Origin of the sequence: Corynebacterium faecium (assembly GCF_027257105.1) — a bacterium.
GTDB classification, from domain to species: Bacteria; Actinomycetota; Actinomycetes; order Mycobacteriales; family Mycobacteriaceae; genus Corynebacterium; species Corynebacterium lehmanniae.
Genome location: NZ_JAPYJX010000001.1, coordinates 57369 through 70591, shown reverse-complemented (window position 1 = coordinate 70591; position 13223 = coordinate 57369). Strand labels below are relative to the sequence as shown.

Below are 13223 nucleotides of genomic sequence, written 5' to 3'. Positions count from 1 at the left end.
TCGACGTCATGACTTCCACCAGACCCTCTCCCGTGCCCCCGGCGGTACTCGAGCCGAAGGCCTACCTCGTGCCGCGCACACGCCCGAACACGCGGCGCGAATGGCCGGTTGATCTGCCCCAACAAGGCCTGCACAAAGTCACGGGCGAGCCGGGCTCCGGGGTGTCGAGCTTTTTGCTGGACACCGCCGCGGCCGCGATGCGCAGGCACGCAGGCGGCGAAGCGGAGCACGGCCCGGGCGGGGTACTGGTGCTTACCGATTCGAAGGAGACCGGCGCGAGGCTGCGCGCGGAGCTGGCGGACACGCTGGCCGCTTCCGGGTTTGTCTCCGACGAGCCGGTGGTGCGCTCCGTGCACTCGCTCGCGTTCGCGCTGGTGCGACAGCAGATGGACGAGGAGCTGCGGCTGATCTCCGGCGCGGAGCAGGACGCGGTGATCCGCCAGCTGCTGCGGGGCCACGCTGAAGACGGCGGCGGCACCTGGCCCGCGGAGCTGCGCCCGGCGCTTCCCATGGTCGGTTTTGCGCGGCAGTTGAGGGACTTTCTGCTGCGCGCCATTGAGCGCGGCCTGGGCCCGGAGGACCTGGTCGAGCTGGGACAGCGCCACGGCATTGGCATCTGGTCCGCCTCGGGCGATTTCTTACGCGAGTACCAGCAGGTGATGGCGCTGTCCGGCGCGCACCGCCTCTCAGCATCCGAGCTGATTGCCGCCGCCTTGGAGGTGGAACTGCCGCGCACGTGGCACACCGTGATCGTGGACGACGCGCAGCACCTGGCGCCGGCATCCGCGGCGCTAGTGCAACGGCTGCTGGAGCAGGCGGACCTCGGCGTCGTCGGCGGGGATCTGGAGCAGTCCGTGTTCCACTTCCGCGGCGCCTCCCCAGCGTTTCTCAAGGACCTCGGCGGATTGGAGCACGAGGTGATCGACCTCGGCGCAACCCGCAGGACGCCTGTGCGGTCCGCCGCGATCGCAGATTCCAGCGCGGCCGAGCTGTCGCTCGTGGCGGACACGCTTCGCCGCGCCCACCTGGAGGAGGGCGTGGCCTACCGCGACATGGCGGTGGTGGTGCGCTCCACGCCGCTGCTTGAGCCGATGCGGCGCGCGCTGCTGCGCGCCGGGGTGCCGGTTTCGCTCAACCCCACCGACCTGGTGCTGGGGGAGCAGCGCATTGTGTCGGCCCTGCTGCTCGGAGTGCGCGCGCTGTACGAGGAACTTTCGGCCACCGAGTGGCGCGACCTGCTGCTCAGCCCGGTCGGCGGCGCAGACCCGGTGACGCTGCGCAGGCTGTTGCGCGGCCTGCGCCGCTGGTCGCCGGAGACCCGCGCGGAGGAAAGCCTGCGCGAGCTTTTGGCCACCCCGACCGCGCTCCCGGACTTCGGCACCGTGCTCACGGACCGCGAGCTGGACATCCTGCACCGAGTGCGCGACGTGCTCGACGCCGGGCGCAGCGCGCTAGCAGGCGGCGGCACGGTGGAGGAAGTGCTGTGGGCGCTCTGGCACGCCACGGGGCTGTCCAACCGGCTGCTGGCGTCCGCGCTGCGCGGCGGCGCCACCGGCTCGCAGGCGGACCGGGACCTCGACGCCGTGATGGCGCTGTTTGACGCCGCGGGCGACCACACGGAGCGCAGGCCCAGCGCGGGCATCGAATCCTTCGTCGCGTCCATCACCGAGCAGGAGCTGCCCACCGGCGTGCGCGACCGCCGCAACGCCACCCCGGACGCCGCAGCACTGCTCACCGCCCACGGAGCGGTTGGCCGCGAGTTCCGCCGCGTGGTCGTGGCGGGCGTGCAGGAGCTGACGTGGCCGAGCCTGGGGGAGACCGGGTCGCTGTTCCGCCAGGAAGACCTGGTGGACCTCATCGACAAGGACGTGGACCCCGGTGTGCCCGTTTCCCACATCAACGAGCGGTTGGTGGAGGAGCGCCGCCTGTTCACGGTGGCGGCCAGCCGCGCCACGGAGCAGCTGTTGGTCACCGCCGTAGAAAGCGACGACGGCGAGGAAGTGGAGCAGCGCTCGCGTTTCGTGGAGGAGTTCTGCCGCGACTTCAAGGTGCAGCCGCGCGAGGTGCGCATCGCGGGCACGTCCGCGGACGCCGCCCGGATCGTCGGCCAGAGTGCGGGCGCTGCCGCTGGGGCCGAGGGCGGAAGCACAGTGGTGCGCGTGCTCGCGCACGGCGACCTGATCGCCGAGTTCCGCCGCGTGCTGACAGACCCAGCATCCACAGAGGCGCAGCGCAGCCAGGCGTCCCGCCAACTCGCGCGCATGGCGGCCGCCGGCGTGCTGGGCGCGGATCCGGAGCAGTGGTGGACGACCACGGAGCCGTCCACAAGCGAACCGCTCGGCGTCTCGCCGGCGCTGTCGCCGTCGCGGGTGGAAAAGCTGCTCGCTTGCCCCATGCAGGCGGTGCTGGAACGGATGTCGGGCCTGGATGAATCGCTGGACATGATTTACGGCGCCATGGCGCACGCCTACTTCGAAGCGCTGGGCAACGGCATGGACGATGCCGAGGCGCTGGATGCGACCGTGGCGGCGCGCCGGGCCGCGGATAACGCCCCGGAGTGGAAGGTTGAGCGCGACATCGCGGACTTTCGGGCCATGCTCGAGCGCACCCATGGCTGGCTGCAGGCCAGCCGCGGGGCTTTTGAGCAGGTCGCGGTGGAAGCGGACGTGAACGTCCAGGTCAGCGACAGTGTGCGTATCCGCGGCAGGCTGGACCGCCTCGAGCGCGACAGCAGCGGTGCGGTGCACATTGTGGACCTGAAAACGAGCGCGTACCCGCCGACCAAGGACGCCACCGCGGACAACCCCCAGCTGGCCACCTACCAGCTGGCGCTGGCGCACGGCGAATTCGACGGCGGCAAGGTGGTCACCGCGCGCGACGGCGCAAATGCGCTTTCGGTGGGCGGGGCGGTGCTGGTGTACCCGAACGCCAAGAAGAAGACGCTAAGCACCCGTGAGCAGGCGGCGAAAACCGACGAAGAGCTGGACGCGCTCGCCGCCGCACTCGACGGGCTGCCCGAGGAAACCGCAGGACCGACGTTGCTCGCCGTGGTCGGCCCGCAGTGCGACCGCTGCGCTGTGCGAGCGCTGTGCCCGATCCAGCCGGAAGGAGCGACAATCCACCATGTCTAACCCCACCCCGATGTCTCCCGTGCTTCTGTCGCGCTACCTGGGGCAGCAATACCCGCCGACAGACCAGCAAGCCGCCGTGATCGGCGCGGAGCCCGGCCCGCTGCTGGTGGTCGCCGGCGCAGGTGCGGGCAAAACCGAAACCATGGCCGCGCGCGTGGTGTGGCTGGTGGCCAACGGCTACGCCCGGCCGGACGAGGTTTTGGGTCTGACGTTTACCCGCAAGGCCGCCCAGGAGATGGGCAAGCGCATCCGGGACCGGCTGGGCTCGCTCGCGGCCAACACCGACCTGGTGCGCCGCCTCGACCCGTCCGGCGAGCTGGCGAAAAACCTGGAGGTGATCGCGCCTTCGGTGTCCACCTACGACTCTTACGCCGGCGAGCTGATTCGCGAATACGGCCTTTTGGTGCCGGTGGAGCCGGACGCCCGGCTGATCACGGATGCGGAGCTGCACGCCATCGCCACAGACGTGGTGGTCAACTACTCCGGCGGGCTGATCACGGAGTTGGGCTCCAACCCGTCGCTGTCCACCGTGGTGGAGGACCTGCTCGCGCTGACCACGGCGATGGGCAACGAGCTGGCCTCGCCCGAGTGGGTGCGCGAGCACGCGCACGACTTCCTCGCAGAAACTGAGTCCTACCCCATGGCCCCGCGCGCCCGCGTGGAGTTCACCAAGGTGCTCACGAAATGGCGTTCCAAGCAGGAAATGCGCGTAAACATGCTGCCGCTGGTGGAGGAGCTAGCGGCGGAACTGCGCCGCCGCGGCGTGGTCACGTTCAACGAGCAGATGTCCGTGGCAGCGAAGCTGGCGCGCGACCACAAGACAGTGGGGGAGTCGCAGCGCTCCCGCTACCGCGTGGTCATGCTGGACGAGTACCAGGACACCTCGCACGCGCAGCGCGTGCTGTTGCGCAGCCTGTTCGGCGAGGGCGCGGACCCGTCGCTGACAGTGACCGCAGTGGGCGACCCGATGCAGGCGATTTACGGCTGGCGCGGCGCGACCGCCGCCAACCTGGCCGCGTTCGTGGAGGATTTCCCGTCGCCGGCAGGCGCGGCGCCGAAGAAGCAGCTGACCACCTCCTGGCGCAACCCGCCTGAGGTGCTGGACCTGGCCAACGGCGTTTCCGACGCGGTGCTGGGCACCGCCGAGGACAGGGCCGTGGCCCAGCTAGAGCCCCGACCGGCCGCGGATGCGGGTGATGTGACCCTGGGGTTCTTTTCGGACCAGGACGCGGAAATCGCCTACGTGGCAGACGCGCTCGCACAGGAATACCGGGCGGCGGCGCAGGAAGGACGCGCGCTTTCCGCGGCCGCGCTGGTGCGCAAGAACCGCCACTCGCCAGTGCTCGCGGCGGCGCTGGAGGAGCGTGGGGTGCCCTACGAAATCGTGGGACTTGCAGGGCTTCTCGACGTCCCGGAGGTCGCCGACACCGTCGCCATCGCCACGATGCTGGTGCGCCCAGACGACACCGCCGCCGCGCTGCGCGTCCTTGGCGGACCCGCCGTGGGCCTGGGCCTGGCGGACCTGCAGGCGCTGGCGTCGCGCGCGAACAACCTGCACGGCTCGGGCGTTGACACCCAGCCTCAGACCGCCCCGGCGGACTCGGCGGAACACCTGCACGCCCAGTTGGAGGAGCTCGTGGCCCGCGCCGCAGAGATCTCCGCCAGCTCCGACAAGCCCGAAGGGCTCACGGACGCCCTGGCGGACCTGGGCGAGCCGGAGCGCTACAGCGAGGAAGGCCTTGCGCGCATGCGGGACACCGCGGCGAAGCTGCGCTGGCTGCGTACCCACAGCCTGGGCAAGCGGCTAAGCGACCTGTTCGCCGACATCATCCACGTCTTCGGCATCCGCACCGAAGTGCTCGCCCGCGGCTCCGCCACGGGTGCGGTGCACCTGGACCGCCTGCTTGAGGAGGTTGCCGCGTACCCGGGCGCGAGCCTGGACGGGCTGCTGCACTTCTTCGAGCTCGCCCGCAGCTTCGAGGACGGCTTGGCCCCGGGATCGGTGGCGGTGAAGGAGGACCGGGTGCAGATCCTCACCGCGCACAAGGCCAAGGGCCTGGAGTGGGACACCGTGGCGGTGCTGCACGCGGACGCGGCGACGTACAAATCCAAGACGGAAACCTTCCTCACCTTCCCGCGCTTCCTGCCGCCGGAAACGTTCGGCGACCCGGATGTCTACCCGGTCTTCGCGGACGTGGAGAACCGCTCGGACTTTGAGAAGGCCGGCAAAGCCTGGCTCAAAGAGGTCGCCGGGGATCTGGCCGAGGAAGCCGCCCGGTTGTTCTATGTGGCGGTGACCCGCTCCGGGAAGAAACTCATTGTCACCGGCTCGCGCCGCCGCGAAGGTGTGGCACGCGAGGCAGAGCCCTACGAGCACTTTGCCGCCATGCGCGAACGCGTGCCGGAGGAGTGCGTGGTGGTCTGGGACGAAGGCACCGCGCCCGAGGAAGACACGGAAGAGGCCACGCAGGAGGCGGCAGCGCCGGAGTCCGGCCGCTGGCCCCACTACGCGCCCACGCCGCGCGACATCGCGGCCGCCGAAGCGGTCCGTACCGCCATGGATACGCTGCCGGACTACGCCGAAGGCGAGCTGTTCTCGCTCTGGGAGCGCGACGCCACAGCCTTGATTGAGGAGCACGGCGCCGCCCAGGCCGCGGACGTGCCGGTGGTCATGCCGGGCGAGCTCACCGCCTCCGACGTGGTGGCGCTGAAGGCAGACCCGGAGCAGTTCGCCCGCCGCGCCCGCCGCCCCGTGCCGTTCAAGCCGAACACCTACGCCAAGCGCGGCACCGCGTTCCACGAGTGGCTGGAGCAGTTCTACGGAGCGCGCCCACTGTTGACAGAAGACGAGCTGCCGGGCAACGACGAGGCAGAAGTGGACCGCGCCGTCCTGGAGCGGCTGAAGCGCAACTTCGAGGCCAGCGAGTGGGCCGGGCGCACGCCCGAGTACGTCGAGCACCCCTTCGAGCTGGCACTGGGCGATTCGGTAGTGCGCGGGCGCATGGACGCCGTCTTCGCCGCCGACGACGGCTGGGTCGTGGTGGACTGGAAGACTGGCGAAAAGCCAGGCCGCGACGCGATGGAATCGGCCCAGCTGCAGCTTTCGGTCTACCGCGAGGCGTGGCGCCGGATCGCACGTGACGGCAAGCCGGTGCGGGCGGTATTTTTCTACGTGCGCACGGGCGAGACGTTCGCGCCGCGCGCCTTGCCGGATCTTGACCAGCTCGAGACAATGCTCGGAGGCGCGGGCACCGGCACGCCCGGCGAAGACATTGCACTAGAAAGCGAGGAGCGGCAGGGATGAAGCTTCGGAGCCTGTTGTCGCTGCGCGCAGACGCGACCAACCTCACCGAGATCCCGGTGCACAGCTTGCTGGACGTTGTGAACATCCCCACGGCGGCGCGCGCCACCCCGTGGTCGCTGATCGCGCGCCGCTTCTTCTACGCGTTGCTGCTCATCGTCGCCGTCGCGTTCGTGGCGTACTTGGACAGGGACGGCTACTCCGAACCTTTGACGTTCATCGACGCGCTGTATTACTCCGCGGTGACGCTGTCCACCACGGGCTACGGCGACATCACGCCGGTGACGCAGTCCGCCCGCCTGATTAACATTTTTCTGATCACCCCGGCCCGCGTGGCCTTCCTGATGCTCCTGGTCGGCACCACCTTGTCGGTGCTCACGGAGGATTCCCGCAAGACACTCCAGATCCAACAGTGGAGGAATAGCGTGCGTAACCACACTATTGTCATCGGCTACGGCACCAAGGGCCGTTCCGCAATCGACGCCCTGATCGCCGGCGGCGCGTCGCCGTCCTCGATCGTGGTCATCGACCCGGACCCGGCCGCACTCACCGTCGCCGAGAAGCGCGGGCTGATCACCGTCCACGGCAACGGCACCAAGTCGGACGTGCTGCGCGTGGCCGCCATCAGCCGCGCGCGGTCTGTGATCGTGGCGCCGTCGTCGGACGACACCGCCGTGCTGATCACTCTGTCGGTGCGCGAGATGGCGCCGAGCGCGATGATCGTGGCCAGCGTGCGCGAAGGCGAGAACCAGCACTTGCTCATGCAGTCCGGTGCGGACTCGGTGATCGTCTCCTCCGAAACCGCGGGCCGCCTGCTCGGCATCGCCACCGTGACCCCGCCGGTGGTGGAGATGATGGAAGACCTGCTCAGCCCGGACGAGGGCTTCGCGGTTGCGGAGCGCCCGATCGCGGACGACGAGGTCGGCGCGAACCCCCGCCACCTCGCCGACATCGTGCTGGGCGTGGTGCGCTCCGGCGAGCTCTACCGCATCGATTCCCCCGAGGCGGAGACGGTCGAGCCGGGCGATCGCCTGCTGTACGTGCGCATGAACGGCGCGATCACCAACCGGGATTAACCGGATGCTGTTGCTCATCGATGCTGCCGGGCGCTTCCCACTCGGTACCGACGGGGAGCCAAAGCTTTTCGACGCACCTCCGGCCGCCACCGAAATCACCTCCCGCGTGCACGTGACCCGCGAGGTCACCGCGGCCCGGGTGCACGGCGTCGACGCGGCAGACCTCGCCGGGCCAGGCGGGGCTACCGGGGACGCGCGCACTCACGCCTGCCACCCGCTGGCGGCACGGGCGGTCGGTTTAGTCAACGCCCGCGAGCGCACCCGTTTCGACCCGGCGGACGGTTCCGAGGTGCGCTGGGGCGACGGCGGCATCGTTGCCCGCGGCGCCACCGGCCGGCCAATCTTCCCGCGGCTGGACCCGTGCGTGATCGGCCTGGTGGAGGACCCGAAAGGCGAGCGGATCCTGCTGGTGGAAAACGCCCGCCGCCCCGGCTACCTCACCCTGGTGGCAGGCTACGTGGATGTCGGCGAGACCCTCGAAGCCGCGTTCGCCCGCGAGGTGTGGGAGGAAACCGGTCGGCGCGTAACCGGCGTGCGCTACCTGCGCTCCCAGCCGTGGCCACTCTCGGGCGCGCTCATGCTCGGCATGGCGGCGCGCACGGCGGACGTCAATGCGCAAGCGCCCACCGACGGCGAGCTGACACGCACCGTGTGGGCCAGCCGCGACGAACTGGACTCTCTCACGCTCGCGGTGGAGGGCACCATCGCCCGCGCGCTCATCGACGACTGGGCGGCCACACGGCCGACACCGCCGACACCGCAGACACCCAACCCGGAAGGAGCACACCCATGGCGATAGACCTCAGCGTGCTGGATGAGGACCAGCGTGTGGCGGCGGAAGCGCCGCGCGGGCCGGTGTGCATCCTCGCCGGCGCGGGCACGGGTAAAACCCGCACGATCACCTACCGCATCGCCAACCTGATCGACCGCGGCCAGGTCGCCCCGAACCGTGTGCTGGCGGTGACGTTTACCAAGCGCGCCGCCGGCGAGATGCGCGACCGCTTGACCGCGATGGGCATCGGCGGGGTGCAGGCGCGCACGTTCCACTCCGCGGCGATGCGCCAGCTGCAGTACTTCTGGCCCCAGATCGCAGGCGATCTGCCGTGGCGGGTGCTGGACAACAAGTTCCCCATCGTCGCGCGCGCCACCCGCGCCGCAGGCCTGGACACGGGCAAGGAAATGGTGCGCGACTTGCTCAGTGAGATCGAGTGGGCGAAGTCATCGGTCATCGGCCCGGAGGACTACGTGCAGCGCATCGCCGACTCCCCGCGCACCCCTCCGGCGGACGCGCAGAAGGTCGCGCAGGTCTACCGCTTCTACGAGGAGGCGAAGACCAGCCCGGAGGGCATGCTGATCGATTACGACGACCTGCTCATCCACGTCGCCGGGGCCCTGGAGAACGCGCCGGCGGTGGCGGAGGAGTTCCGCGCGCAGTACCAGTCGTTCGTTGTGGACGAGTACCAGGACGTCACCCCCTTGCAACAGCGCGTGCTGGAGGCCTGGCTGGGCACCCGCGACGACCTGACGGTGGTCGGCGACGCCAACCAGACCATTTACTCGTTTACCGGCGCGACCCCGGATTACCTGTTGAACTTTTCGCGCACGTACGAGCACGCGACCGTGGTGAAGCTGCAGCGTGACTACCGCTCGACGGTGGAGATCACGGACCTGGCCAACACCGTCATCGGCAAGGCCAGCGGCCGCATCGCCGGCACCCGTCTGGAGCTGCAGGGCATGCGCGGGCACGGTCCAGAACCGCAGTTCAACGGCTATGACGACGAGCCCGCGGAGGCCCGCGCGGTGGCGCAGAAGGTGCGCAAGCTGCTCAACGACGGCGTCCCTGCCCGCGAAATCGCCATCTTGTACCGCATCAACGCCCAGTCCGCCGCGTTTGAAGCCGCGCTGGCGGACGAGGGGATTGTCTACCAGGTCCGCGGCGGCGAGGGGTTTTTCCAGCGCGCGGAGATCCGCGAGGCGTTCGCGCAGCTGTTGCGCGCCTCCAAGCGCACGGACCTGCCGGACGATCCGGTGCGCATCGCGCGTGCCGCGCTCGCCCCGCTGGGGCTGACGCCGGAGGAACCGGAGGGCGCGAAGGCGCGCGAGCGCTGGCAGTCCCTGAGCGCGCTGGTGGATCTGATCGAGGAGATCGTGCGCACCCGCGAGGCATCCACCATGGCGGAGGTGCTGGGCTCGCTGCGCCGCCGCGCGGAGGCGAAGCAGCCCCCGGCGGTGGACGGGGTGACGCTGGCCAGCCTGCACGCCGCGAAGGGCCTGGAGTGGGACGCGGTGTTCTTGGTCGGCCTGGTGGAAAAGACGCTGCCGATCTCGCACGCGCTGAAAGCCGGCGACGAGCAGATCGAGGAGGAGCGCCGCCTGTTCTATGTCGGTGTCACGCGTGCGCGCGAGCACCTGCACATGTCGTGGTCGCTGGCGCGCCAGGAGGGCGGGCACAAAAGCCGCACCCGCTCGCGCTTCTTGGACGGGCTGGTGCCGGAGCTGGAGGTGGAAAAATCTCCGCAGCGGCTCAAGCGCGCGAAGCGCTGCCGGGTGTGCGGCAACCAGCTAGGCACGCCCGCGGAGAAATCCCTGGGTCGCCACGAGGAATGCGAGCCGAACTTCGACGAGGCCGTCTACGCCGCGCTGAAGCGCTGGCGCCTGGACGTCTCACGCGCCGCGGGCCAGCCAGCGTTCGTGGTGTTCACGGACGCGACACTGATGTCGATCGCGGAGGCCATGCCTGCAGACGAGCGCGAGCTGCTCGGTGTCTCCGGCGTGGGCCCGGTGAAGGTGGACAACTACGGCGCGGGCGTGCTCGAGGTGCTGGGGCAGTTCCGCTAGAAGCACCCCTAGAAGCCCCCTAGAAGCACATGGCGCAGTCCGGGTGCGGCGGCAGCGTCGCCGTGGGCACTGGGTGCGGTGCGAACGGGTCCACCACGGTGAGCAGCCCAGCGTCTGGCTTTGGCGCGGAGACCCCGGGCGGGTCCGGCACGCCCGCCAAGCGCCGCAGCAACACCGCGGCAAACGCGGCGCCGGCCGCGGCTGCGATGGGCTCGCCCTGCACGCTCAGCGGCGCGCGCTGCTCCACCACGGGCCAGTTGGGGTCCCAGTCCAGAAGGTAGAGGCGCACGCACAACGGGCATGGGCCAGGCCGCGCGCACACCGGGCCCACCACCACGCGCGCGTCCACCTGTGTCACCGGTAGCACCGCGCCCTGTCGCTGTCGGGTCAGTGCGGCGAGCTCGCCGAGTAGGGCAGTGGTGTTCACCGCCGCCACCGGCACCCACGTGTCGCCGCGCAGGAGGAACTTCGACAGCGCCTCGTTGCGCGCTTGCGTGCGCACATCTAATCCGCACTCGCGCAGCCTGGCGGTCACCGCCGTGGCCAATCTGCCGTGGCCGACCAGCAGCACCTCGGGTTTTATAGCCGGCACGAGCACCCGGTAGCTGACCAGGTCGTCCACCAAGCTGCGCGCGGCCTCGGCGCCGATGAGTTCGGCGAGCTGTTCGACCACCCAGCCCAGCCGACGCGGCCGCATGAGCACACCCAACAGCGCGGCGACGTCCTTGGCGTGCTCGGTGGTCACCAACCCTGTGCGCGTGGCGTCGGTGCCGAATTGCATGACGTTGTCTGCGCGCAGAAACGGGTGCGCGCCCTGGGCGAGTTTCACCCGTGAGTTGTTGTTGATCATCCCTGCATCCACCCCCGATGCGGGATCCTACAATGCATTGCCATGGCTGGCAGGCAAACGCAGAACAATTCGACGCCGTACCGCGTGATCCGCTCGGCGCGCAGGACGCGCTCGGTGCAGGCGCGGCTGGTGGGCGGAGTGGCGGAGATCCGCATCCCCGCGCACTTCACCGATGCGCAGGAGCGCGAGGCGGTCACCGAGATGCTGGCCAAGCTCGACCGCAAGACAAAGGCGCGCCCGCTTGACGACGATTCCTTGCGCACGCGCGCCGACTCCCTCAACGCGAGCGTCCTGGACGGTCAGGCGCGCATCGGTTCAATCCGGTGGGTGTCCAACCAGCGCTCCCGGTGGGGATCCTGCACGGTGTCCACCGGCGACATCCGCATCAGTGACCGGTTAAAGCAGGTGCCGGACTACGTACTGAACGCGGTGATCGTGCACGAGCTGACGCACACGTTCATCCCCAACCACAGCGCCGAGTTCTACCAGTGGGCGGACAAGGTGCCGTACGCGGAGCGCGCCCGCGGCTACCTGGAGGCCTACCAGCGCTTCGGAAGCTCAGAGGCCTAGAGCTCGGTGCCGTCCTCGCGGCCGTCGTCCTTGCCGTCGCCGTCTTCCCGCTTGAGCTCCGGGTTGTCGCGCAGCTCCTGCTCGAGCTTGGCAAATTCGTCATCGAAGTCGGTGTCGGGCTGATCGTCGAGAAGCGTGTCAATGAACGCCGCAGGGTTGTCCAGGTGCTCCGCGGACGGCATGAAGTCCGGGTGGTTCCACACCTGGTCGCGGCGCTCGGTGCCCACGGCGGTGTCGATGCGGCGCCACAGCTCGGCGGCGTCGCGGGTGCGCGGGGCGCCCAGCTCGATGCCGACGATGTTGGCGAAGGCCTGCTCGGCGGAGCCGCCGGTGGCGCGGCGGCGCGCCCACGCCTCGGCCAGCTGCGGGGTGGACGGGATACGGTCGCCGAGTGCCTCGGCCACCACCACGTCGACCCAGCCTTCCACCAGGGCGATCAGCGTCTCCAGGCGGGAGGTGGCGCCGGCGTTGCGGGTGCCCACGCGCGGGGAGAGGTCCTCGCCCTGCAGGTTCTGTAGCGCCTCCTGGATCTGCTGCGGGTCGCCGCCTTCCAGGTTCAAGTTGCGGGCGACCTCCTCGATGTGGGAGGTGTCGATCTCAAGACCTGCGGCGTACTCCTCCACGGAGGAGACGATGCGCTCCACCAGCCACGGCACGTGGCGGAACAGGCGCTGGCGGGCGGCCTCGCGGGCAGCGATGTAGACCATCACTTCCTGCCCGGCCAGATCCAGACCCTTAGAAATCTCGGTGATGTTTTTCGGCAGCACCGCGGCGGTGCCGGCGGGGGCGACGGGAAGGCCGAAGTCGGTGCCAGTCAGAGCCTGCTGCGCCAAATCGCCCAGCGCGTGGCCGAGCTTCATGCCGAACTGCATGGCGTTCATCTGGTTCATCATCCCGGCCATCGGGCCCATCATCTCGCGGGCCTGCTCCGGCATGGAGTCCAGCTGGGCGCGGTTCATGTGCTCGGCTACGGGGTTAACCAGGCGCTTCCACATCGGCATGGTCTGGTTCAGCCACTGCTCGGCATTCCAGGCTTCAGCCTTGGCGCCGCTGGCGGGCAGGTCCGTGGCCTCGTCCAGCCACAGCTCCACTAAGCGCAGGGATTCCTCCGCGGCGCGGGTGTCCGCGTCGGAGACCGGGTTGGCGCCGGCGACGCGCTGGCGAGCCATGCGCGCGGCCAGCTCGAAGTTCACCGCGTCGCCCGCGCCCTGGGCGTTCATGGACGAGCCCATGCCGGAGAGCATCTGGCCCAGCTGGTTAAACACGTCGCCTAAGCCGCCCCCGCCGGGCTGGCCCCCGCCGAAGCCGAATGCGGCAAACGGGTTGTTCGCGTCGCCGCGGCCGTTTCCGTCGCCGCCCCGATTGTTGCCGTCGTTTTCGCCGTCATCGTTCGAGTCGTTAGGAAAGGAAAAGCCGAATCCGTTAGTCATGCCAGCCAGAATACAGTCAGCCCGCGA

The 13223-nt window shown here is 69.7% G+C and carries 8 protein-coding genes; 6 read left to right on the top strand and 2 right to left on the bottom strand.

The window, feature by feature from the left end; translation table 11 throughout:
- Nucleotides 1-8 precede the first annotated feature (8 nt).
- The 5 genes from O5O53_RS00385 to O5O53_RS00365 are packed head-to-tail and all read left to right on the top strand — an operon-like array spanning nt 9 to nt 10346.
- Nucleotides 9-3131: an ATP-dependent DNA helicase gene (locus O5O53_RS00385; RefSeq protein WP_269507794.1), complete on the top strand. Its 3123-nt coding sequence runs from the start codon at nt 9-11 to the stop codon at nt 3129-3131.
- Nucleotides 3124-6435, top strand: coding sequence for an ATP-dependent helicase (locus O5O53_RS00380; RefSeq protein WP_269507792.1), 3312 nt, complete (start codon nt 3124-3126; stop codon nt 6433-6435). The genes O5O53_RS00385 and O5O53_RS00380 overlap by 8 nt, the downstream gene beginning before the upstream one ends.
- The gene (locus O5O53_RS00375) at nt 6432-7508 is read left to right on the top strand and encodes a potassium channel family protein (RefSeq protein ID WP_181889968.1); all 1077 of its coding nucleotides are present in this window, start codon (nt 6432-6434) and stop codon (nt 7506-7508) included. The genes O5O53_RS00380 and O5O53_RS00375 overlap by 4 nt, the downstream gene beginning before the upstream one ends.
- 4 nt (nt 7509-7512) lie before the next feature.
- A complete protein-coding gene (locus O5O53_RS00370; protein WP_239356804.1) occupies nt 7513-8307 on the top strand; it encodes an NAD(+) diphosphatase in 795 nt (264 codons plus the stop codon).
- Nucleotides 8298-10346, top strand: coding sequence for an ATP-dependent DNA helicase UvrD2 (locus O5O53_RS00365; RefSeq protein WP_181889970.1), 2049 nt, complete (start codon nt 8298-8300; stop codon nt 10344-10346). Before O5O53_RS00370 ends, O5O53_RS00365 begins: the two co-directional genes overlap by 10 nt.
- Before the next feature lie 19 nt (nt 10347-10365).
- Here the strand turns inward: O5O53_RS00365 and O5O53_RS00360 are convergent, their stop codons facing one another.
- The gene (locus O5O53_RS00360) at nt 10366-11196 is read right to left on the bottom strand and encodes a hypothetical protein (RefSeq protein ID WP_269507789.1); all 831 of its coding nucleotides are present in this window, start codon (nt 11194-11196) and stop codon (nt 10366-10368) included.
- A gap of 42 nt (nt 11197-11238) precedes the next feature.
- On the opposite strand from O5O53_RS00360, the gene O5O53_RS00355 reads away from it, so the two are divergent.
- Nucleotides 11239-11766: a M48 family metallopeptidase gene (locus tag O5O53_RS00355; RefSeq protein WP_269507787.1), complete on the top strand. Its 528-nt coding sequence runs from the start codon at nt 11239-11241 to the stop codon at nt 11764-11766.
- Here O5O53_RS00355 and O5O53_RS00350 read toward each other — a convergent pair.
- Complete coding sequence (locus O5O53_RS00350) at nt 11763-13196, bottom strand: zinc-dependent metalloprotease (protein WP_269507784.1); 1434 nt, start codon at nt 13194-13196, stop codon at nt 11763-11765. The genes O5O53_RS00355 and O5O53_RS00350 overlap by 4 nt on opposite strands.
- Nucleotides 13197-13223 lie beyond the last annotated feature (27 nt).

Excerpts from the sequence above, each read along its gene's own strand:
- O5O53_RS00385 (WP_269507794.1), top strand. The coding sequence starts at position 9 with ATGACTTCCACCAGACCCTCTCCCGTGCCCCCGGCGGTACTCGAGCCG.
- O5O53_RS00380 (WP_269507792.1), top strand. The coding sequence starts at position 3,124 with ATGTCTAACCCCACCCCGATGTCTCCCGTGCTTCTGTCGCGCTACCTG.
- O5O53_RS00375 (WP_181889968.1), top strand. The coding sequence starts at position 6,432 with ATGAAGCTTCGGAGCCTGTTGTCGCTGCGCGCAGACGCGACCAACCTC.
- O5O53_RS00370 (WP_239356804.1), top strand. The coding sequence starts at position 7,513 with ATGCTGTTGCTCATCGATGCTGCCGGGCGCTTCCCACTCGGTACCGAC.
- O5O53_RS00365 (WP_181889970.1), top strand. The coding sequence starts at position 8,298 with ATGGCGATAGACCTCAGCGTGCTGGATGAGGACCAGCGTGTGGCGGCG.
- O5O53_RS00360 (WP_269507789.1), bottom strand. The coding sequence starts at position 11,196 with ATGATCAACAACAACTCACGGGTGAAACTCGCCCAGGGCGCGCACCCG.
- O5O53_RS00355 (WP_269507787.1), top strand. The coding sequence starts at position 11,239 with ATGGCTGGCAGGCAAACGCAGAACAATTCGACGCCGTACCGCGTGATC.
- O5O53_RS00350 (WP_269507784.1), bottom strand. The coding sequence starts at position 13,196 with ATGACTAACGGATTCGGCTTTTCCTTTCCTAACGACTCGAACGATGAC.